General features: G+C 36.8%; 18 protein-coding genes and 1 tRNA gene. 12 read left to right on the forward strand and 7 right to left on the reverse strand.

Going from position 1 to position 23,566, the window contains the following annotated elements; all coding sequences use genetic code 11:
• Positions 1–12 precede the first annotated feature (12 nt).
• Both FAF07_RS18975 and FAF07_RS09685 read left to right on the forward strand, forming a co-directional pair.
• Positions 13–141: a hypothetical protein gene (locus FAF07_RS18975; protein WP_262710923.1), complete on the forward strand. Its 129-nt coding sequence runs from the start codon at positions 13–15 to the stop codon at positions 139–141.
• Positions 120–512 carry a hypothetical protein gene (locus FAF07_RS09685; RefSeq protein ID WP_142784916.1) on the forward strand — a complete coding sequence of 131 codons (393 nt, stop codon included), beginning with the start codon at positions 120–122 and terminating at the stop codon, positions 510–512. The genes FAF07_RS18975 and FAF07_RS09685 overlap by 22 nt, the downstream gene beginning before the upstream one ends.
• On the opposite strand, the gene polA is transcribed toward FAF07_RS09685, so the two are convergent.
• On the reverse strand, positions 465–3,329 hold the full coding sequence (polA, locus tag FAF07_RS09690; RefSeq protein ID WP_142784917.1) for a DNA polymerase I: 2,865 nt from the start codon (positions 3,327–3,329) through the stop codon (positions 465–467). The genes FAF07_RS09685 and polA overlap by 48 nt on opposite strands.
• Before the next feature lie 102 nt (positions 3,330–3,431).
• Between polA and FAF07_RS09695 the strand changes: the two genes are divergently transcribed.
• On the forward strand, positions 3,432–4,361 hold the full coding sequence (locus FAF07_RS09695) for an isoaspartyl peptidase/L-asparaginase family protein (RefSeq protein WP_142784918.1): 930 nt from the start codon (positions 3,432–3,434) through the stop codon (positions 4,359–4,361).
• A gap of 264 nt (positions 4,362–4,625) precedes the next feature.
• On the opposite strand, the gene FAF07_RS09700 is transcribed toward FAF07_RS09695, so the two are convergent.
• On the reverse strand, positions 4,626–5,489 hold the full coding sequence (locus FAF07_RS09700) for a cyanophycinase (RefSeq protein ID WP_142784919.1): 864 nt from the start codon (positions 5,487–5,489) through the stop codon (positions 4,626–4,628).
• A 106-nt stretch (positions 5,490–5,595) separates the two neighbouring features.
• Between FAF07_RS09700 and cphA the strand changes: the two genes are divergently transcribed.
• Entirely contained in the window at positions 5,596–8,229 is a 2,634-nt protein-coding gene (cphA, locus tag FAF07_RS09705) for a cyanophycin synthetase (RefSeq protein WP_142784920.1), read from the forward strand.
• Between the two features lie 80 nt (positions 8,230–8,309).
• Here the strand turns inward: cphA and FAF07_RS09710 are convergent, their stop codons facing one another.
• A complete protein-coding gene (locus FAF07_RS09710; protein WP_142784922.1) occupies positions 8,310–8,675 on the reverse strand; it encodes a VOC family protein in 366 nt (121 codons plus the stop codon).
• A gap of 522 nt (positions 8,676–9,197) precedes the next feature.
• Here FAF07_RS09710 and FAF07_RS09715 point away from each other — a divergent pair.
• Entirely contained in the window at positions 9,198–10,430 is a 1,233-nt protein-coding gene (locus FAF07_RS09715) for a metallophosphoesterase (RefSeq protein ID WP_142784923.1), read from the forward strand.
• A 138-nt stretch (positions 10,431–10,568) separates the two neighbouring features.
• A complete protein-coding gene (locus tag FAF07_RS09720) occupies positions 10,569–10,865 on the forward strand; it encodes a thioredoxin family protein (RefSeq protein ID WP_142784925.1) in 297 nt (98 codons plus the stop codon).
• On the opposite strand, the gene FAF07_RS09725 is transcribed toward FAF07_RS09720, so the two are convergent.
• Positions 10,862–11,509 carry a polysaccharide deacetylase family protein gene (locus FAF07_RS09725; protein ID WP_142784926.1) on the reverse strand — a complete coding sequence of 216 codons (648 nt, stop codon included), beginning with the start codon at positions 11,507–11,509 and terminating at the stop codon, positions 10,862–10,864. The two genes, FAF07_RS09720 and FAF07_RS09725, sit on opposite strands and share 4 nt — an antisense overlap.
• Positions 11,510–11,512: 3 nt before the next feature.
• Complete coding sequence (locus tag FAF07_RS09730) at positions 11,513–14,812, reverse strand: glycosyltransferase family 117 protein (protein WP_142784929.1); 3,300 nt, start codon at positions 14,810–14,812, stop codon at positions 11,513–11,515.
• A gap of 151 nt (positions 14,813–14,963) precedes the next feature.
• Here FAF07_RS09730 and FAF07_RS09735 point away from each other — a divergent pair.
• Together FAF07_RS09735 and FAF07_RS09740 are read left to right on the forward strand one after the other, a co-directional pair.
• Positions 14,964–15,036: transfer RNA gene (locus FAF07_RS09735), tRNA-Gln, on the forward strand.
• Between the two features lie 156 nt (positions 15,037–15,192).
• On the forward strand, positions 15,193–15,927 hold the full coding sequence (locus FAF07_RS09740) for a DUF2927 domain-containing protein (RefSeq protein ID WP_142784931.1): 735 nt from the start codon (positions 15,193–15,195) through the stop codon (positions 15,925–15,927).
• 45 nt (positions 15,928–15,972) lie between these two features.
• On the opposite strand, the gene FAF07_RS09745 is transcribed toward FAF07_RS09740, so the two are convergent.
• A complete protein-coding gene (locus tag FAF07_RS09745; protein WP_142784932.1) occupies positions 15,973–16,797 on the reverse strand; it encodes a universal stress protein in 825 nt (274 codons plus the stop codon).
• Between the two features lie 136 nt (positions 16,798–16,933).
• Here FAF07_RS09745 and rimP point away from each other — a divergent pair, with 136 nt between their 5' ends.
• The 3 genes from rimP to infB are packed head-to-tail and all read left to right on the forward strand — an operon-like array spanning position 16,934 to position 21,490.
• Positions 16,934–17,395, forward strand: coding sequence for a ribosome assembly cofactor RimP (gene rimP / locus FAF07_RS09750; protein ID WP_142784933.1), 462 nt, complete (start codon positions 16,934–16,936; stop codon positions 17,393–17,395).
• A 13-nt stretch (positions 17,396–17,408) separates the two neighbouring features.
• A complete protein-coding gene (gene nusA, locus FAF07_RS09755; protein WP_142784934.1) occupies positions 17,409–18,641 on the forward strand; it encodes a transcription termination factor NusA in 1,233 nt (410 codons plus the stop codon).
• Positions 18,642–18,670: 29 nt separating this feature from the next.
• Positions 18,671–21,490, forward strand: a complete 2,820-nt coding sequence (infB, locus tag FAF07_RS09760; protein ID WP_142784935.1) for a translation initiation factor IF-2 — start codon at positions 18,671–18,673, stop codon at positions 21,488–21,490.
• 82 nt (positions 21,491–21,572) lie between these two features.
• Here infB and FAF07_RS09765 read toward each other — a convergent pair whose 3' ends face one another.
• On the reverse strand, positions 21,573–21,962 hold the full coding sequence (locus tag FAF07_RS09765) for an SPOR domain-containing protein (RefSeq protein ID WP_185956412.1): 390 nt from the start codon (positions 21,960–21,962) through the stop codon (positions 21,573–21,575).
• 298 nt (positions 21,963–22,260) lie between these two features.
• Here FAF07_RS09765 and FAF07_RS09770 point away from each other — a divergent pair, with 298 nt between their 5' ends.
• Positions 22,261–23,553, forward strand: coding sequence for a c-type cytochrome (locus tag FAF07_RS09770; protein WP_142784937.1), 1,293 nt, complete (start codon positions 22,261–22,263; stop codon positions 23,551–23,553).
• Positions 23,554–23,566 lie beyond the last annotated feature (13 nt).

Consider the following 23,566-nt stretch of genomic DNA (forward strand, 5'->3'; position numbering starts at 1 on the left):
AAGAACTAATTTATGCTCTTATTAATAAATGAAGATAATGACTATCTGGGAATTATTGATAAGGGTCAAATTATAAAGACGTTTTTAGAAAGTAATACGGATGAATTTAAGGACATAAAATGTTTTCACTTTATGGTGTAATGGGGAAGAGGAAAAAGCGCATTGATGAAATACCTTCAAAAGAATTAAAAGTGAGCTTTAATACTTTCTTTTTTGAGGCTTGGAAATTTGAAAAGGATGATAATCTACCTGTATCGCTTCTTGAATTTCTTTTACACAAAAGTAACACAGTAACCGAAGAATTTTATGATGATATTTTAAAGTATGGTGGAAAAATATTGATAGGTTTTGGCAATTCAATAAAATTCAATGTTCCTTTATATCCAAAAGGACCTAGTATAAGAGTCGATCCTTCAAAATTTGTCGATGAATTTACATTTGAGGAGACTTTAGTGAGTTGTTTTTTAATGCGCCTCCAACCAATTCAATCCTGTGTCCACTTCAACATCTAATGGCACATCCATTTTAAAAGCACTTTCCATTTCGGTTTTAATTAATGTTTGCATGTCCCCAAGCTCTGGTTTATAAACATCAAACACCAATTCATCATGCACTTGCAATAACATTTTGGTTTTATAATTACCTTCTTGAAGTTTGTTATAAATATTAATCATAGCAATTTTAATAATATCTGCTGCACTACCTTGTATGGGTGCATTCACTGCGTTACGTTCTGCAGCACCACGAACCACAGCATTACGTGAGTTGATATCTTTTAAATAACGGCGACGCCCCAAAACGGTTTGTACGTAACCATTATCGCGAGCAAAATCGACTTGCTCACTCATGTACGCTCGAAGTTTTGGATAGGTGGCGTAATAGGTTTCAATAAGCTCTTTGGATTCACTTCTAGATAAATCGGTTTGATTGCTTAATCCGAAAGCAGAAACACCGTAAATAATACCGAAGTTTACCGTTTTGGCATTGCTACGTTGTTCGCGAGTGACTTCATCTAATGGCACATTAAAAACTTTGGATGCTGTGGACGCATGAATATCTTCACCATTTTTAAACGCTTCAATCATGGTTTCCTCTTTACTTAAAGCAGCAATAATACGGAGTTCTATTTGAGAATAATCGGCAGCTAATAAAATATAGTTTCCATTTCGAGGAACAAATGCTTTTCGTACTTGCCGCCCGCGTTCGGTCCGTATGGGGATATTTTGAAGATTGGGGTTGTTACTGCTCAATCGGCCAGTAGCTGCAACGGTTTGCATATAATCTGTATGGACGCGACCTGTTGATGGTTCTACCTGTGTTGGTAAGGCATCTACATAAGTGCTTTTTAATTTTGCTAAACCACGATAATCCAATATGTTTTGAATAATCTCGTGGTCTTTCGCTAAATAGCTTAAAATATCCTCGCCTGTTGCGTACTGTCCCGTTTTGGTCTTTTTAGGTTTGTCTACAAGCTTTAATTTTTCAAAAAGAATAATCCCTAATTGTTTAGGCGAAGCGATGTTAAATTCTTCTCCAGCAGCTTCATAAATTTTGGTTTCTAATGAAACGATGTCTTTATTGAGGTCTTCAGATAAAGAATTTAAGAATTTTTTATCCAAATTAATACCTTCTATCTCCATAGCCGCCAACACACGAAGCAACGGAATTTCAATATCATCAAATAGTTTTTGGGTATTGGCCTCGCCCAATTCTTTTTCAAAATGTTCTTTGAGTTGAAGGGTAATATCGGCATCTTCAACGGCATATTCGGTTTGTTTTTCTAAAGGAACATCGCGCATCGATAATTGGTTTTTTCCTTTTTTACCGATCAATTCCGTTATAGAAATAGGCGTGTAATTTAAATAGGTTTCCGCCAGTACATCCATATTATGGCGCATATCTGGATTAATCAAATAATGTGCTAACATGGTGTCGAATAATTTGCCTTTAACGTCTACATGATATTTTGCTAATACTTTAATATCGTATTTTAAATTCTGACCAATTTTTTCAATTGTTTCACTTTCAAAAAACGGACGCAATTGCTCAATCAGTGCTTGGGCTTCATTTTTATCTTCTGGAAACGGTAAATAAAAACCTTTCCCCACTTCCCAAGAAAAAGCTATACCTACTAATTCGGCAGTTAACGGATTTAATCCTGTAGTCTCTGTATCAAAACACACTGAAGTCTGATTCATCAAATTTTTAATAAACAGTTTGGTAGCCATTCCAGGTGCGACACTTTGATAAAAATGTGAAGTCGTTTCTGCTGTTTTTCGAGTGAATTCAGAAACAGTTTCTGTTTGAGTTGCACTTGAAGGGTCAGCTCCAAATAAGGAAAATTGTCCAGCACCAGCAGATTGCACTTCTTTTGGGGTGGCCTTTGTGCCTGTATTCTCTGAAGGTTTTGAAGTTCCATTTGATTGACCAGTCGCGACTTGATTTTCAGTTGCAAATGTCTTGAGGAAATTATCCGTTAACCTTCTAAATTCCAATTCTTGAAAAATATTTTTGACCGCTTCAATATCTGGATGGTCCAATTCAAAATCTTTTGCGTTAAAGGTCACAGGAACATCCAACATAATCGTGGCAAGTTCTTTAGACAACATACCCAGTTCTTTAGATGCTTCCACCTTTTCGCGCATTTTTCCTTTTAATTGATCGGTGTTGGCCAGCAGGTTTTCCATGCTCCCAAACTCCTTGATAAATTTTTTGGCAGTCTTTTCGCCCACACCTGGTAATCCTGGAATGTTATCACTAGAATCGCCCATCATACCTAAAAAGTCAATCACTTGCATCGGGGTTTCTACTTCAAATTTTTTCTTTACTTCTGGGATTCCCCAAGTTTCATAACCACCTCCAAAAACAGGGCGATACATAAATATATTGTCGGTAACCAATTGTGCAAAATCCTTATCGGGCGTCACCATAAAGGTTCTATAGCCTTCTTTTTCCGCTTGACGCGACAGGGTGCCAATCACATCATCGGCTTCATAGCCTTCTTCCACCATAATAGGAATGTGCATGGCTTCAAGAATATTGTAAATATGTGGAATAGCGGTTCTTATACCTTCAGGCGTTTCATCTCTATTCGCTTTGTATTCCGAATACATTTCCACACGGTCTACACTGCCGCCCTTATCAAAACAAACCGCTAAATGATCTGGTCGCTCACGTTTAATAACGTCTAATAAGGAGTTCATAAAACCCATAATAGCCGAGGTGTCTTCGCCTTTAGAATTAATTCTTGGATTTTTTATAAAAGCATAATAGCCACGAAAAATAAGGGCATAGGCATCAACTAAAAAAAGGCGTTTTTGATCGGACATGTAGATAGTTTTGATAGAAAATCAAATCTACAAAAACTTATCACCTAATTGAAATTAATTGAAATGCAATTTGTAATTTTCAAATCTTAAATATAAAGAGGCATGACGAAATTTTCAATAGCCATTCATGGTGGTGCGGGCACTTTAGTTAAAGGAATGATGACCCCCGAACTAGAACTTCAATACAAAGAAGCACTAACCTGTGCTTTGAATGCGGGATATCAACTTCTAGAAGCGGGTAAATCGGCTATTGATGCGGTTGAAGAAGCTGTAAAAATATTGGAAGATTCGCATTTGTTTAATGCAGGAAAAGGATCGGTATTTACGGCAAACGAAACACATGAAATGGACGCTAGTATTATGGATGGTAAGACATTAAATGCGGGTGCTGTAAGTTTAATTTCAGGAATAAAAAACCCGGTGAGTTTGGCTCGGGATGTGATGGAAAAAAGTGAGCACGTTTTTTTAGCCGGAGATGGAGCCATGCAGTTTGCAAAGGTCCACGATTACATACTAGAAGAGGATGCCTATTTCTATGACGATTTCAGGCACAAGCAATGGTTAGACATAAAGGACACCGATAGTTTTCAATTGGATCATGCCACTAAAAAGGATTCAAAATTTGGAACGGTTGGGGCCGTGGCGTGTGATCAAAACGGTGATATTGCCGCAGCCACGTCCACAGGTGGAATGACCAATAAAAAATGGGGTCGCGTGGGTGATTCTCCTATGATTGGATCTGGGAATTATGCGAACAATAAAACCTGTGCCATTTCTTGTACGGGAAGTGGTGAGTTTTTTATTCGTGGTGTGGTAGCTTACGATGTGGCCTGCTTAATGGAGCATAAAGCCATGACGCTTGAAGGAGCTTCAAACGAAGTGATTCATAAACGTATCTTAGAAATTGGCGGTGATGGTGGATTAATTGCTGTTGATGCTGAAGGCAACATAGCGATGCCTTTTAATACCGAAGGCATGTATCGCGCTAGTAAAACTTCTAATGGAGAACAAGCTGTTTCTATTTATAAATAAATCGTGATTGCGAATCCCATTTTTTCGGGATGTGCCATCTGTTTATTAATCTAAAAATTCTCCAATGGCTCTGCCTCGGAGTTTCCAGGTGAGGCAAAATATAAAATTTCGGGTTTTGGTCACTTCAGACAAAATAAAACCGGCTAGCCGGCAGGCTGTTATCCTTGCGGCTTGCCTTGGGGATAGTCGGTTTCAAGAAATTTTTTATTACTTCGAATTATTGTTGAAAAGATTACCACGTGATTTGGTTCCCAGTAATGACAACTAAATAAAAGGAGATTCAATAGGCAATACGGATACGCTTCTGTTTTGGATGTCGTACATGTCTCCATTTGATAACACATGAACCCTAAGGTTGGCCATCGTCATGGGCGTGCCTTCATCTAAGACTTTTTCGTTATTGTGGGTAAGTTTACTGCCGTCAAAAACAATAATCATCCCAGAACCTATAACCGTGCAATTGTTACCATTTTTAATGATCAGCCCCGTATCTTCTGCCAATCCAATACCAATAAGATTGGGGAATTTTGCCACTGCTTCAGATTGTCTGCCAAAACGTCCTCTCCTTATAAAATGAGTGTCTATGATTAATTCAGGAATAAAGCCCAAACCTTTGTACATACTTACGGCGCCTTTGATAAAAGCTTCTTTTGGGCTGCCACCAGAAATCATTTCATGGGTCATAGCCATGGCACCCGCACTGGTGCCCGCAATCACAAAACCAGTTTCGTTTTTATAGCGATCTAATAAAATAGTATGAATGGTGGTGGTGCCTATAAAATTGGTGATTTTAGATTGATTACCACCAGAGAACATCACGCAATCGGCATTTTTAATTAAAGCAATAGCATCCTCTTTTTCTGCATCTTCTTGACTTCGAATATCCAAAATGGTAACATTGTTACATCCTAAGGTATTAAAAGCCGTTAAATAATTCTTTCCTATTTCAACAGGGATACTGGATGCTGTTGGTATAACCACAATTTTGGCATCATGCCCGCCAGCTTCTTCTACAACGTAAGCGAGTATCCCTTCGTCAATAAAGTCTAGGGTATACATTTCGTTTTCTACAATGCCTTTATCTTCATTTCCTCCAATAGGAATTAGGGTTCCTTTTATCATCGACATACAATCTCTATCTTGAATTTAATTTAGAGGCAAAAATAAGTTAAATTTTTAACGAAAATGCATATATTTATAATCTTTCCTTTTTAATAATCTTAAAAAAATCAATATGAAAATCATCGATATCAATGCCATGAGAGGCCCTAATTACTGGTCTGTTAGACGTCACAAACTAATCGTTATGGTATTGGATTTGGAAGCTATGGAAGCTTACCCAACGAATAAAGTGCCAGGATTTAGTGATCGTCTAAAAGCCATGTTTCCTAGCATGTATGCACATCGATGTTCTGAAGGTTGCGAAGGTGGTTTTTTTATGCGGGTAGATGAAGGTACCTGGATGGGTCATGTTATAGAACATATTGCTTTGGAAATCCAGAGTCTTGCAGGCATGGATACAGGATTTGGTCGAACTAGGGGTTATGGTGAAGAAGGGGTCTATAATGTGGTGTTTTCGTATATCGAAGAAAGTGTAGGGCGTTATGCTGCTGAGGTATCTGTTAAAATATGTGAAGCTTTAATTGCGGCTAAAGAATATGACCTTGATTACGATATACAACATATGCGTGAACTCCGTGAATCTGAACGTTTAGGGCCAAGTACTGGGTCTATTGTAGAAGAAGCCGACAGTAGAGGCATTCCGTGGATTCGATTAAATAAATATTCCTTGTGCCAATTAGGTTATGGTGCCAATCAAAAACGCATTCAGGCCACAGTAACTAGTGAAACCAGTAGTATAGGTGTGGAATTAGCCTGTGATAAGGAGGATACAAAATACTTATTGGAACAAGCCGAAGTAGAAGTTCCCCGAGGTGATATTATTAGTAAAGAGAGCAGTCTTGAAGATGCTTGCAGATATGTTGGTTTCCCTTTGGTAATAAAACCTATTGATGGGAATCACGGTCGAGGGATCACTGTAGATGTTCAAAATTATGAGGATGCTTTGGTTGGCTTTCATGCCGCTAGGGAAGTGTCTAGACGAGTTATTGTTGAAAAATATATTACTGGCGAAGATTATAGGCTATTGGTTATTAATAATAGGTTAGTTGCTGCGGCAAAACGAACACCAGCACATGTTGTTGGGGATGGTGAATCTACTGTAGAGCAATTGATTGATCGCATTAATAGAGATCCCCGAAGAGGGTATGGGCATGAAAAGGAACTTACTCAAATCACCATAAACGATTTAACAAAAACCATTATTGCTGATGCGGGTTATGCTTTGGATTCGGTTTTAGAAAAAGATGAAAAACTAATTTTAAAAGACACAGCCAATTTAAGCACAGGAGGAACGGCGGAAGATGTGACCGATATTCTACATCCGGCTAATGTCTCCATGGCAGAGCGTATTTCAAAAATCATAGATTTAGATATTTGTGGTATAGATGTCATGACCACAGATATTACACAACCCTTGTCTGAAACTGGTGGTGCTATTTTAGAAGTGAATGCGGGCCCTGGGTTTAGAATGCACTTAGCACCAACCACGGGTTTGCCGCGTAATGTGGCAGCACCTGTTATCGATAAATTATTTCCTCAAGGTAATACAGGCAGAATTCCCATTGTTGCCATTACAGGAACTAACGGAAAAACCACAACCTCACGATTAATAGCCCACATTGCAAAAATGAAAGGCTATCGGGTGGGCTACACGACAAGCGATGGGGTTTACATTCAAAACCGTTTGCTCATGAAAGGCGATTGCACAGGACCATCCAGTGCAGAGTTTGTTTTAAAAGATCCTACAGTAAATTTTGCCGTTTTAGAATGTGCGCGCGGTGGTTTGCTTCGTGCCGGACTTGGGTTTTCGCATTGCGATGTTGGTATTGTTACCAATGTTGCCGCCGATCATTTGGGGTTAAAGGGGATTCACACCGTAGGGCAATTAGCCAAAGTGAAAGGGGTTATTCCTGAAACAGTTTTGCCTAGTGGTTATGCGATTTTAAATGCCGATGATGATTTGGTTTACGATATGAGACGTTCCCTAGAGTGCAACGTCGCTTTGTTTTCTATGGATGAAGAGAATCCAAGAATAAAAGCCATGCAGCGATTAAATGGGGTTACGGCTGTGTTTGAAAATGGTTATGTCACCATTTGTCGTGGACAATGGAAAATGAGGATTATGAAAGTTGAAAATATTCCATTGACTTATGGTGGTAAAGCAACCTTTATGATTCAAAATGTATTAGCGGCAATTTTAGCAGCGCATGTACAAGGCATAAGTATTGAAGACATGAAAGCGGCATTGGAAACTTTTATTCCATCCGCATCCCAAACACCAGGGCGACTTAATTTATTTGAATTTAATGATTTTTCCATATTATTGGACTATGCGCATAACCCAGCAGGAATGCGTGCCCTTCATAAATTTATGGATAATTTGAATGCCACGGTTAAAGTGGGAATTATAGCAGGGATAGGTGATAGGCGCGTGGAGGATAATAATGAAATGGGCAGTATTGCAGCAGACATGTTTGATGAAATTATTATCAGACAAGACAAGCATTTGCGCGGAAAGACGGAAGAGGAACTTATTAAAATGCTTGACGACGGTATTAAAATGAGAGATCCCAATAAAAAGACAACGATTATTCCATCAGAAAAAGAGGCTATAACGTATGCGGTAAAGAATGCTGTTAAAGGGTCGCTTATCGTATTATGTAGTGATGTTATTCCCGATGCTTTACAATTGGTACAAGAATTGAAAGATAAAGAAGCCAAAGGGGAACTGATGTTCAGCGAATAGTATATTTAGCTTTTAGATGAATCCAATCAGAATATTCAAATAAACAATAATCTGATTGGATTTTCTTATTTGTAAAAGGATTAGTTAGTATCAAGTTCTTGTCCGAATTGTAATTTGTAGCCATTACAATCGTAAATAGTAAACTCGCGCATCCCATGATCTAAACTTTCAATAGGATTACAGATATCGACCTTATCTTTTAAGATTTGCCAAAGTACATCAACATCATCAGATTGAATAAACAAACTACCCGTTAGTTTTGTCTCTGGACTCGTTTCTTTATCTGTTCGATTGGAAAACATAATGACCACATCATCTTTCTGAATAACTGCCCATTCATTTTTTACACGATCTAAACATTGAAAATCCAGATTGATTTCGTAAAAACGTATCGTTTCGTCCATGTTATCAACTTCTAACATTGGGGTCAGGTGGTTAAAGGCCATATTGATTTTTGATTGTTTTATTGCCAAACAATTGAGCGTCGACGTTCGATCGCTTGTCTGGTGAGAGATTCTTCAATCCATTAGGAATGGTAATATTGGAATACCTATGATAATTAACAATTATTTCTGTATGTAGTTTAACAGAATGGAGGAGGTGGCAATCCTTTTGTGTTGAAAGAATTAACATCTCTTTTATGCAAGAAAGAAATAAGATACTCGACAAAAGAGAAAAAGCTAATACAGGATTCATTATAAATACATGCTTATCATGAAGCTCCTAATATACTAAAATACAATACAAACCAGTAATTTGAATAAAGCTAATTCTGAAAACCATTGTAATTTCGAAATTTGTAAGCTTTTCTAATAGAGTTCATTTTAAAAATAGTAACCTAAAATATGCATATTAATAATATTATTGCAAACCATGCGTATTGGGTTCATTATAAACCGAAAAGCGTTAACAGTTTTTTTAGATAATCCTTAGATTGAATCACTAACTTTACCCCATAATAAAAAAGTATGCTACGTTGGATTATTTTTGCCCTATTTTTTATAGTTACTACATTTTACGGGTTTCAAGCTCTAAAAACAGTCACTAAAGGCAACTGGTTTCATTATGTTTTTTTTGCAATTGCTTTGGTAATTGCTGGGAATTTTATCGTGCAGTTCGCCATGTCTTCAGAGGGTCGCGTATTAAGCCCGTCAAAAAGTTATGCCTTTGGGTTTCTTTTAGCGTTTTTATCTTTCAATTTGGTAATCATACCCATTTTACTTGGTGAAGACATCGTACGCCTCGTTTTAGGCTTATATGATAGATTGGTCACCACAAACGAAAAATTTGATATTCCATCAAGACGAAAGTTTATTAGTCAAATAGCTTTAGGTTTGGCTGCCATTCCATTTACATCTTTACTATATGGCATGTATAGAGGGAAATATCAATTTAGGGTATTAAATTACACCTTACATTTCGAAGATTTGCCAGATGCCTTCGATGGTTACAAGATTACACAGGTGAGTGATATTCACTCTGGGAGTTTTGACAACAGGGAGAAAATTGAATATGGCGTGGAGCTTATTAACCAACAACAATCTGATGCTATATTATTCACGGGAGATTTGGTGAATAATAAAACCTCTGAAATGATCCCATGGAAAGCATTGTTTGGTACCCTAAAAGCTAAAGATGGTGTGTTTTCAGTTTTGGGAAATCATGATTATGGCGATTATATAGATTGGCCATCACCAGATGCCAAGGCTCAAAATCTAGTCGATTTGGTCGAACTTCAAAAAGAAATGGGCTACGATGTGCTTTTAAACGAAAGCCGATTCATTGAGAAAGATGGGCAACGTATTGCTATTATTGGTGTAGAAAACTGGGGCAAAGGCGGTTTTAAAAAAGCTGGAGATTTAACAAAAGCGGCAGCACAGGTGACTCCAGATGATTTTAAGATATTAATGAGTCATGACCCAAGCCATTGGGAAGAGGTAGTGATTAATGATGATTACCATTATCACTTAACGCTTAGCGGCCATACGCACGGGATGCAATTTGGGATAGAAATTCCAGGCTGGATTAAATGGAGTCCTGTAAAATGGCGCTATAAATACTGGGCAGGAATTTATAAAGAGTTGGGGCAATACATAAATGTAAATCGAGGATTTGGATATTTAGGATATCCAGGACGCGTTGGAATTTGGCCAGAGGTGACTGTTATTGAACTTAAAAAAGGGAAATCGACAGAGGCTTAATGTGTATTATAGCTTGCGTTCTAGCCGAAAATATTTATTTTTAAAAATAGATAAAAAGGTCTATATTGAGGTGTTGAATAACAAATCAAAATAAAATTGTAGGTTTGTAATAGAATGTTTCAATTAAAGCATTAAAATATGTCAAAATTTGGGGAACTTATTGATGTGGATGTTCCTGTTCTGTTAGACTTTTTTACAGAATGGAACGAACAATCTACATCTATGCATCCAGTGCTTCGCGATGTTGCTGCGGCACTTGGTGATAAGGCTAAAGTGATTAAAATTGATGTAGAAAAAAATGAAGAGCTTGCCGAAGCTTTGCGTGTAAAAGGACTGCCTACGCTCATTATCTATAAAGATGGTGAAATGAAGTGGCGTCAAAGCGGTGAACAAGATGCAAATACACTTATTGGTATTATTCAGCAGTATGTTTAAAGAGATAATTCTTTAAAAACATACCCTTTCTTAGAGTAATAGTCCAAAACCTTTGGTAAAGCATATTGCATATTCTTTGATGCTTTTATACTATCATGAAATACCACAACACTCCCTTTTGTAGCTTTTGATATAACATGATTAAGGCACGTTTCTGGTGTCACATTTTTATCCCAGTCAAAAGATAACACATCCCACATGATAATCTTATAGCCCATTGCTATGAGTTTTTTACCTTGAATGGGTGTTATCTGTCCGTAAGGTGGTCGAAATAAATTTCTGTTATTTATTTTTTGATTATGGTGGTCAATAATAATCTGAGCATCAGAAACATTCTTTAGATAATCAGTGGTATTCGTTTTCCAACCTTTTATGTGATTGTGTGTATGATTGCCAACGGCATGACCATCATTCACTATGTTCTGAAAGATTTCAGGATACTTTTCAATGTTATTACCAATGCAAAAAAAAGTAGCTTTTGCATGAAACTCTTTTAGAACATCCAAAGTCCAGTTGGTAATATTAGGCGTAGGGCCGTCATCAAAACTGAGATGGATAATTTTTTCATCCGTTGTCATGTCCCAAGTATAGTTTGGGAACATGGTCTTTACTAATACCGGTGTTTTAATAGGTATTAAGCCCATACATTAATTGGCTACATCTATACTATCTGCCGTTGGAAGATCTTTTTCAATACGAGGTGTCTCTTGTTGTGGTTCATCACCATAAAAATGCTTGAACAGCTTTAGGTAATTATTAAAAATATCACCTTCGCTTTTTGCGAATTCCTCTTCGTAATTAATTAGTACATCAACCAGTCCTTTGTAACGCTGTATATCGGTATAAATCTCCTCAAAAAAACGTTCTTGATTATCGGTTTTTAAACTACTGTAATAACTTAAATTTTCTTGATATTTGGTAGCGACTTCCTTGAAAAGTTGCTGTGCTTTTTCTTTGGCTCCTACTTCGTAATACGCACTAATATAAGGTTCCAGTAAAGTGTAATAACCAAAATGTTCAACAGGCATATTGGTCATGGCTATGTCTGCAATTTCTTCAGCTTTGTCGAGCTTATCTTCATTAATAAGTTGCTCGATTAAACGCGCTAAGTTACCTCGATAGGTGATGGAGTTTTTACGGGTTTCCACATCATGGTAGATGTCCGGATCGCCACTATTTCCCCAATCCCATTTAACAACCTTACTGTACATTAAATCGCTGTCTACGCGACCCATATCAAAAGGGTTTGCTCTATCTACCGGCGTTTTAATAGGGACTAACTTATAGCACATCCCATCCAATTGTAGGTAGTCTTTCATCCATAAATAATCGTCATCGCCAAAGCTACCGCCAGTAAAATAAATGGGCCGTTTCCAATCGTTGTTGGCCACAATATCTAGCATAAGCAGCCTGTTTTTATAGAGTGCATTTTCTTTTATTCTGATGATTATATCATCGACTATTTGGTCTGTATCTTCAGGCTTTACAATGCCATACTTTAAAGCATTTTCTTTATTTACAGGAATTCTCAAAAACTCCGTTGGCAAATAACTCATTTTTAGATCTTGGGGTCTAACTTGAGACAGATCAACTTTCTGTTGTTCTAAAATATATTTATATTTTGTTTTCGGATTATCGCTAGCAAGAAAATCAAGAAATTGTTTGACGTTTAAAGTGTCCTGAACGATGGCTTCCTTTATAATATAGTCATTGGTGCCATATTTATACAAATCATGGGTTAATTGAGAGGGTACAGGCTCACTTTCGTAAGCCTTACGTTTCATTTGGTCGATGTACCAATCCGTTTGAAATAAACTGGTATTCACCACACGAACATCTGTCCTGTAGCCTTCAATTTCTTGGGCGTACCATAAAGCAAACGTATCATTATCTCCAATGGAAAATAAAATGCCATTTTCATCGCAGGAATCTAAATATTTTTTAGCCATAGCTCTGGCCGTGTATTTATCAGAACGATCATGATCGTCCCAATTGTTCGCTAAAAGAATGCCTGGAACTAAAATTAAACATACCAAAGTAATTATTGGGGCTGCCATTTTCTTTGGGAGTTGTTTTTTAAGCAAATCAAATAGGGCATACACACCAAAACCAATCCATAATGCAAATACATAAAATGAACCGACCACAGAGTAGTCACGTTCTCTTGGCTCAAATGGTCTAACGTTGGTATAAAATTGAATGGCTAATCCTGTAAAAAGGAAAAATACGAGCATTACCCAGAATAACTTTCGGTCTTTGTTGAATAAGAAGAAGAATCCGAAAAGCCCAAGAATGAGTGGTAAAAAATAATAGGTGTTTCGTGCTTTATTATTTTCAACGTCTGATGGTAAATTGTCCTGCGAATAGCCCAAGTGCCATTCATCAATAGGTTTAATCCCACTGATCCAGTTTCCATGATTGTCGTATTTTCCTTGAAGATCGTCCTGCCTTCCAACAAAATTCCACATAAAATAGCGCCAATACATATAGCCCAATTGGTACTCTAACATATAGGCAATATTGCTGGCTAAAGACGGTTTTTCAATATCGATATAATTTTTAAATTGCTTTAAAAAATTATTGTAATCTTCATAATCTATATTGCCTTGGGCCACATCATTTTTAAAATTAGTTACTGCTGTGCGCAACTCGTTTTGCATTTGGTAATCTGGCTTTAGTTTGAAATCTAAAAAACCAGAAAACATCATGTAGTTCTCGGCATGCTCTGCACTCCACATCCTCGGCAATACAGACGCGTGCTTAGAGTTGTAATTTTGCTTCGCGTTTTTGTAGTCGTTTACTATAACATACTCGCTTTTTGTTTCGTCCTTTTCATACTTGGGTTTGTCATCCACATATGGATTATTGTCATCTAAATAGGCGTATTGGTCGGTAAACTGGGGGCCATAAAAAAGATGTGTTTCAGGGTACTGCTCTAGATTGTAATAGGCCAGGAGTTCTCGGGCACTTGAGGGATTATTTTCATTTATAACAACCTGGGCATTGGCACGAATAGGAAGCATAAGCCAAGAAGAAAACCCGATAATGATAAAAGATAAGCACAAGATTCCCGTATTAAGATGGATATACTGTTTTTTTCTAGTAAATTTTAAGGCGTAAAAAATAATAGAAACCAATAATAAACCTGCAATAATAGACCCTGAATTAAATGGAAGTCCTATGGTGTTAACAAAGAATATTTCGAAGGCACTGAAAATCTTGAGTATATTAGGTGCCAATAACTTAAAAACAAATAACAAAATGCCTATGGAAAGCACATTTGCAATGATGAAATTTTTGACCGTGACATCTTTATAATTTTTGAAATAGTAAATAAGTCCAATGGCAGGAATAGTCAATAATCCCATAAAATGGACTCCAAATGACAATCCGATAACAAATGAAATTAAAATAAGCCAGCGGTCACCCCGAGGTTTGTCCATATCCTGTTCCCAGCGTAAGCCTAACCAAAATAACACAGCCATGATTAATGTGGCCATAGCGTACACTTCGGTCTCTGCAGCATTAAACCAAAAAGAATCAGTAAATGCGAACGCTAAACTCCCTACTAAACCGCTACCTAAAATAGCCAGTTTTTGCTGCTGTTTTAAACCGTCTTTGTTGGCTACTAGCTTTTTAAGTAAAAGCGTGATGGTCCAGAACATGAAGAGGATAGTAAAGGCACTAGCTACAGCACTCATCATATTCATCATAAAACCAACCTGTGATGGTTCTAAGGCAAACATAGAGAAAAAGGCCCCCATCATTTGGAAAAGCGGTGCTCCTGGTGGATGGCCTACTTGTAGCTTTGCCGAGGTTAAAATATACTCTCCAGCGTCCCAAAAACTAACCGTAGGTTCCACTGTTAAGCCAAAGATTATAAAGGCTATTAAAAAACAAAACCATCCTAGAATGGTGTTCCATTTTTTAAAGTTTAAATGTGTCATGTAAATTGCAGTTTGTTTGCTTTGGCGAATTTAATAATAAATATGTTATTGGTATGGATTTTAAGTAAACGTTAAGTCTTCCATATTATTTTTTAAAAAAATACTTGTGCAAAGAAAATATTGTATTAAATTTGCATCCTCATTACAAGAATGGCCCATGGTGTAACTGGCAACACGTTGGTTTTTGGTACCAAAGAGTCTAGGTTCGAGCCCTAGTGGGCCAACAAGTAATAACAAATCCTAATCAATTTTTGGTTAGGATTTTCTTTTTATATCACTTAAGTATAAAAACCTATCTTCTTTTTTATCTTAATTAAGCAATGAATTAAAGCAAAACGTTTTTAATTGATTTTTTTGATTAATTTTAAAAATAAAAATACATGGGCTTTAAATTAAATAGAAAAGCGATTAATGTTAGTGGACATCTGAAGAATTATGGCCTACTAATCTTAGTTTTTTTTGTTTTCGCTTGTTCTACTGAAAGGCTTGACAGTGTAAGCTGTGAAAATATTGATACATCGACATTAAATTTCAAAGAGACCTTATTTTTAGATTTAGCATTTAATCAGGAATTTGGTGGTGGTAGTGAGGAGCTTAGAAAATGGAACAACGATATTTCTATATATATTGTAGGCAATGCACCAACGGAAACGATGAATGAGATAAATGTTATTATATCCGAAATATCCGACTTAAATACGGATTTAAAAGTGCGTCTTGTTCAAGATATGGATAATGCCAACTTGATTCTGTTTTTAGGATTAAAACCTGATTATATAGTAGATATTGAACCCAGTGCTTTGGGTTTAGCTGAAGATGCTCGTGGATTTGCTAACATACTTTGGAATACTTCTTTTGAGATCGTGAAGGCTAGTATTTGTATTGACGTTATAAATAATCCAGATTTAAGCACTCAAAAGCATATTATAAGAGAAGAGTTGGGACAGGCATTCGGACTAATAAATGACACTGTTTTGGATGATACAAGTATGTTTCATGAAACCATTGAAAATTCTAATTATAGTGAAACTGATTTGGAGTTTATGACTTTAATGCTCAGCAACAGTCTCGAACCAGGCATGTGCCAAAGTGAGGCTTTAAAATTTATAAATTAATTGTTATTGCTTTAATCTAGATGAGTATACTATTTTAAACAGGTGTCAAATCTTAAAAGTCATCACAGGGCGTTTGGCATGATTTACTAAATCTTCACTCACACTACCGTTAAAAAAATGAGAAATGCCTTGTCTACCATGGGTGCTCATTGCAATTAAATCGGCGTTTATAGAAGCTGAAAAATGCATAATGCCCTTTTCAATAGTAGCATCATTATAAATATGAACCTCATAGTCTAGAGCTTTTCGCATTGATATAAAATCTTGAATCCTCGTGTTTGCCTCTTCAGTAGATAAAAATTTAGTAGGCGTATTTACCATCAACAAATGCATTTTGGCTTTAAATAATTTAGCGAAATGCAATGCTTTTTCAAAAGGCTTCTTGCTTTCCTCTTTAAAGTCAGAAGCAAATACAAAATCCTTAATTTGGAAGCTGTCATGCTTGTTTTTAATCACTAACACGGGGGTTTCAGAGGTGCGAACTACCTTTTCCGTGTTAGACCCAATAAGCATTTCCCTTAGACCACTTACGCCATTAGACCCCATAACAACTAAATCAATATGTTGCTTTTTGCAAACTTGAAATACGCCTTTAAATATGTCATGAAATTCCACGTGCTCGTATACCTCAATACCGTTTAAATCACTTTTGGATCTTAATGTGTCAAACTTTTTACGAGCCAATTTCATAAAAAACACGGCTTCTGGTAAATCGTTATATGTGCTTAAGGCATCCACTTTATGCAGTGGCAGTTCCAAAACATGTAAAAGGTGAAGTTCGCATTGGTTTTTTTTTGCCAATTGTACAGCGACATCTAGGGCATTATCGGCCTGTAAGGAAAAGTCTGTGGGCACTAGTATTTTTTTCATGTATAGCCTATTTAGTATGCTTATAAATTTATAGATTAATACTTTAAAAATCAATAAAAATAGTATATATTTGCACCGTTGAAAGGCGAAACAAGAAAATGAGGGGACGGGAAGTCCCCTCTTTTTATACTAAAAAATGTTCAAAACTACGGTCCAAAATTTATTAGACGCTGCTCTTGTTGAGCGGCCAGATTTATTTCTGATAGATTTTTCTATCCAAGCAGATAATAAAATTAAAGTCATCATAGATGGCGATAACGGGGTATTGGTAGAAGATTGTATGTTTATAAGTCGAGCCATTGAGCACAATCTTGATAGGGAGGAAGAGGATTTCGCTTTAGAAGTGATGTCTGCTGGGGCAACAGCGCCCATAGTGCATAAAAGGCAGTATAAAAAAAACATAGGACGGTTGCTTGAAGTAAAAACGGCTTCGGATGTATTGGAGGGAACCATTACAGATGCAACGGATACTATGATTTCATTAGAATGGAAAGTTAGAGAACCAAAACCTATAGGTAAAGGTAAGGTGACTGTAAAAAAGCAAGTAAACATTGCTTATGAAGATATTGTAGAAGCAAAAGTTATGATTAAATTTTAATTCAATAAGAGTTATGGAAAATGTAGCGTTAATTGAATCTTTTTCAGAATTCAAAGACGATAAGCTCATTGACAGAGTCACGTTAATGGCAATTTTAGAAGATGTATTTAGAAGTGCCTTAAAAAAGAAATATGGGGATGATGATAATTTTGACATTATTGTTAATCCAGACAAAGGGGATTTAGAGATTTGGAGAAATAGAATTGTGGTTGCCGATGGTGAAGTTGAAGAACCAAACCAAGAAATATCGCTGACCGAAGCCCGTAAAATAGAACCAGATTTCGAAGTAGGCGAAGATGTATCAGAAGAAGTCAAACTTATCGATTTAGGAAGACGGGCCATTTTAGCGTTACGCCAAAATTTAATTTCTAAAATCCATGAGCATGATAACACAATAATCTATAAGCAATTTAAAGATTTAGTAGGCGAAATATATACAGCAGAAGTACACCATATTCGCCACAGAGCTGTTATTTTATTAGATGATGAAGGCAATGAAATAGTATTGCCAAAAGACAAACAGATCCCTTCAGATTTCTTTAGAAAAGGTGATAATGTAAGAGGTGTGATAGACAGCGTAGAGCTTAAAGGAGCAAAACCAACGATTGTCATGTCTAGAAGTTCCCCAGCATTTTTAGAGAAATTATTTGAACAGGAAATACCAGAAGTTTTCGATGGGTTGATTACCATAAAAAAAGTGGTTAGAATACCAGGTGAAAAAGCCAAGGTAGCGGTTGATTCTTATGACGATAGAATAGATCCAGTTGGAGCATGTGTAGGTATGAAAGGCTCAAGAATTCATGGTATTGTACGTGAATTGGGTAACGAAAATATTGACGTTATTAATTACACCAATAACTTGCAGTTATTTATTACGAGATCATTAAGCCCTGCTAGAGTAACGTCTATAAAAATCAATGAAGAAACTAAACGTGCCGAGGTTATTTTAAAACCAGAGGAAGTTAGTAAAGCAATTGGTAGAGGAGGTCACAACATCCGTTTGGCCGGTCAACTAACTGGTTATGAAATCGATGTATTTAGAGAAGGCGCAGAGGAAGATGTGGAATTAAGAGAATTCTCTGATGAAATTGAAGGTTGGATTATTGATGAGTTTAGCAAAGCTGGATTAGATACCGCTAAAAGTATTTTAGAGCAAGAGGTTGTCGATTTGGTTAAGAGAACAGATTTAGAAGAAGAAACAATTACAGACGTTATTCGAATTCTGAGAGAAGAATTTGAAGAATAACATATATTTGAGTATTTTAAAGGCGATTTATGGCTGAAACAATTAGATTAAATAAAGTATTACGCGAGCTTAATATCTCTTTAGATCGCGCTGTAGAATTTCTAGATTCTAACGGTGTCGAAATAGAGAAGCGTCCCACTACAAAAATTTCAGAGGCAACTTATAAATTGCTTTCTGATGAATTTGAAACAGATGCAAATAAAAAAGTAGCCTCTCAGGAAGTTAGCGAAGCAAAACTTAAAGAGAAGGAAGTGTTGCGTGAGCAACGCGAGCGTGAACTTGAAGAAAGACAAAAGCAGGCAGCCAAAAGAGATGAAGTTGTTAGAGCAAGCAAAGTACTTTCGGGTCCAAAGCAAGTTGGTACAATTGATTTAAATCCTAAGAAGGCAGAAGCTAAAAAGGATGTTTCAAAAGCAGAAGAGCCCGTAAAAGAGCTTGAAGTAAAGGAGGTTAAAGCAGAAGCTGTTAAAACTGAAACGCCCAAGACTGAGGAGGTTAAAGCTGAGACTCCACAAGCTAAAGCTCCTAAAACGGCGAAGCCTAAGGCTAAAGAAGAAAAACCAAAGGCAAATGCGCCTAAATCAGATAAAAAACCTGCAGATCCTTCAAAAGAAGAGTCCAAGGAAATTATAATTGATGGCGATACTGTTACCGAGGAAAAATTAAAAACACAATATAAAAAACTTAGCGGTCCTACTATTGCAGGCGATAAAATTGATTTATCAAAATTTAATAAGCCTAAAAAGAAGAAAGACGATAAAAAGACGGATGCTAAGGCAGGATCGTCTGATGCCAATAAGAAAAAGAGACGCCGCATAAGTAAAGTTGGTGGCTCACAACCTGGAAATGGACCAAGTAGAGGTGGCGGACCAAGAACTGGAGGAAACGACAGATTTAGAGGAAAACCAGGTCAAGCAAGACGTCCTATTGTTAAAGAAGAGCCTAGTGAAGAAGATGTAAAGAAGCAGGTAAGAGAAACACTTGAGAAATTACAAGGCAAATCTAACAAAGGTAAAGGCGCAAAATACAGAAGAGATAAAAGAGATCAACACAAAGAGCAATCAGAAATTGATCAAGAAATAGAAGCAGCAGAAAGCAAAACACTTAAAGTTACAGAGTTTGTAACTGCGAGTGAGGTGGCTACCATGATGGATGTTGGCGTAACTGAAATTATTTCAGCATGTATGTCTTTGGGCATGATGGTAACAATGAATCAGCGTTTAGATGCTGAAACTTTATCTATTGTTGCTGAGGAATTCGGTTATGAAGTTGAATTTGTAAAAGCTGATATTGAAGAGTCTATAGAGGAGTTCGTAGACAAACCAGAAGATTTAAAACCACGTGCTCCCATTGTAACGGTAATGGGTCACGTAGATCATGGTAAAACATCGCTTCTAGATTATATTCGTCAAGAAAACGTTATTGCCGGAGAGTCGGGAGGTATTACACAGCATATTGGTGCTTATGGCGTAGAGTTAGAAGGGGGTCAAAAAATCGCTTTCCTTGATACACCAGGTCACGAGGCCTTTACAGCCATGCGTGCGCGTGGTGCTCAGGTTACAGATATTGCTATAATTGTAGCAGCAGCAGATGATGATATTATGCCACAGACTAAGGAGGCCATATCGCATGCTCAGGCAGCAGGAGTCCCTATTGTTTTTGCTATTAATAAGATAGATAAACCAGATTCGAATCCAGAAAAGATTAAAGAAGGTTTAGCACAAATGAACCTATTAGTTGAAGATTGGGGTGGAAAAATTCAATCGCATGATATTTCGGCTAAAGTAGGAACAGGCGTTAAAGAATTGCTTGAAAAAGTATTGCTGGAAGCAGAATTGTTAGAGCTGACAGCAAACCCTAATAAGCCAGCACTTGGAACTGTTGTTGAAGCGTTCTTAGATAAAGGTCGTGGTTACGTATCCACTATATTAGTTCAGGCGGGAACCTTAAAAGTTGGTGATTACGTATTAGCGGGTCAGCACAGTGGTAAGGTAAAAGCGATGCATGATGAGCGTGGTAATGATGTTGAAGCAGCAGGACCGTCAACGCCAGTATCTATTTTAGGACTCGATGGAGCGCCTCAGGCAGGTGATAAATTTAATGTATTTGAAGATGAGCGTGAAGCGAAACAAATTGCAACAAAACGTGCACAATTACAACGTGAGCAATCGGTAAGAACGCAACGTCATATTACACTTGATGAAATTGGTCGTCGTATCGCATTGGGTGATTTCCAGGAATTGAATATTATTCTTAAAGGTGATGTAGATGGTTCTGTGGAAGCATTAACAGATTCATTCCAAAAACTATCTACTGAAGAAATTCAAGTGAATATTTTACATAAAGGTGTAGGTGCCATTACAGAAAGTGATGTATTATTAGCGTCTGCTTCTGATGCCATTATTGTTGGATTTAATGTACGTCCAGTTGGAAATGCCAGATCAATTGCTGATAAAGAAGAAATTGATATTAGAACATACTCCATTATATATGATGCTATTAACGATCTTAAAGATGCGATGGAAGGTATGTTGTCTCCAGAGCTTAAAGAAGAAATAACCGGTACGGCTGAAATTAGAGAGATCTTTAAAGTCACCAAAATTGGAAGTATTGCTGGTTGTATGGTCACCAATGGTAAGATATTTAGAAACTCAGGTATCCGATTAATTCGAGACGGTGTAGTTGTTTATACAGGTGAGCTGGCTTCGTTAAAACGATTTAAGGACGACGTTAGGGAAGTCTCTAAAGGTTACGACTGTGGGATGCAAATTAAAAACTACAACGACATTAAAGAAGGTGATATCATAGAAGCCTTCCATGAAGTTGAGGTTAAAAAGAAACTTAAGTAATGCACAAAATAAAGTTTATATTAAAAAAAGAGCGACTATTCATTCAATTTAGTCGCTCTTTTTTATTATTATATGTGTACCGTCAACTCTGAGCCTTTTTAGGCTTAAATATAAAAGCACTAGGAAAAACCCGTTTAATGCGCAATAAAGCGCGGTCTGCTTCTAAGCGCGTGCCAAAACTCCCAGCCCACACTTTAAAATTAGGAGATTCAAATTGTACGGTAGGGCGAAACCCCGAAAAGGAGCTATAAAATGAGCTTTGTGCAGATTGTGCGCCAGATCGGTTGCCTGAATAAATCTGAATTTTATAACGATTGGACTCGTTTTCATCTTTATTCATATCCTTTTTAACATTCAGGAGTCTCGGGATGTTTTTATTTTGATTTATGGTGACATGGCCTTGCTGTGAAAAACCATAATTGCAGGCCAAAGCAAAACAAAAAACACCTAATATCTTAATTTTCAAATTCATCGGTTTTATTTTTAAATGTATTTATGCAAATGTATTAGTTATAAACTATATAGCATGCTGTTTTATTATTTAGAATCCCTCTAAATTAGCAATTAACAGTTCTCTACATTTCTCAAATCGACTTTAAGTATTACTTTTGCGTGAGTTTTGCGACTGTTTTTTCTTGTCATATTCTATATGAAAAAACCGTACCAAAGTTGAGAAGTTTATATAACCAATAATATGAAATGAGGAATAACAGTGTTATAACTGTTAATATAGATTTGCATCTAACCTCTAAAAAAATAAATATTAATAGATGAGACAGGTGATTCACCGTAAATTGAGCAATACCATTCTTCGTTTTAGCTTAATGATTTTATTAGCGTTTACAACCTCACTTTCAGCTCAGGAAGGAGATCCAACAAAAGGAAAATCTTTATTTAATGCCAATTGTGCCGCATGTCATAAATTAGACAAGAAAATGACGGGGCCTGCTTTACGTAATGTAGAAACGCGTTTAGCTGAACAGGAAGGCTTGGGTAGAGACTGGTTAGCAGCATGGATTCGTAATAGCGCTGCAGTCATTGCATCAGGAGATGCTTACGCAAACAAGATTTTTAAAGAGTATGGAGCAGCTATGACAGCTTATCCGTCATTTTCAGACCAAGATATCAGCGATATATTAGCGTATACAGCTGAGGAAAAAGCAGCACCGGTTGCAGCAGCAGATGGTACTGGGGCTACAGCTCAAGGGGCTACAGCTTCAAACGGTATTTCTAATGAAATCATTTTAGGAGCACTAGCTATTTTATTTGCGCTTTTAGCAATTGGTTTATATTTAGTAAACAAAACATTACGTCGTTTTGCAACTGCTCAAAATATTGAAATTGAAGCGGAAACTAAAAGAACACCGCTTTGGAAAGCTTTCGTGCAAAATCAATTTTTAATGATTGTTGTATCTATATTCTTTTTGTTAGCCAGTGCATATTTTGCGTTTGGTTATTTTATGCAAATTGGTATTGATCAAGGTTATGAACCTGTGCAACCTATTCACTATTCGCATAAAATCCATGCAGGGGATAATGGTATCGATTGTAAATACTGTCACTCTTCAGCAAGGGTGAGTAAGCATTCGGGTATTCCGTCTTTAAATGTGTGTATGAACTGCCACAAATCTATTTATGAATACACCGGTGAAACCTCTGCAGAATATACTAAGGAGTTTTACGATGGTGAGATTAAAAAATTATACAAAGCGGCCGGTTGGGACGATGCCGAACAAAAATATACAGGGGAAACACAGCCAGTAAAATGGGTGCGTATTCATAATCTTCCAGATTTTGTGTATTTCAATCACTCGCAACACGTTACTGTAGCAGGTGTGGAATGTCAAACATGTCACGGTCCAGTTGAGGAAATGGAAGTCATGTATCAACATGCGCCATTAACTATGGGGTGGTGTATTGACTGCCACAGAACAACAAATGTGAATGTAAAAGACAATGCTTACTATACCAAAATACACGAAGAATTATCTAAAAAATATGGTGTAGATGAATTGACCGCAGCTCAAATGGGCGGCTTGGAATGTGGTAAGTGTCATTATTAATTTAAAAAGTAAA

This window comes from Changchengzhania lutea, assembly GCF_006974145.1.
Taxonomy (GTDB): domain Bacteria; phylum Bacteroidota; class Bacteroidia; order Flavobacteriales; family Flavobacteriaceae; genus Changchengzhania; species Changchengzhania lutea.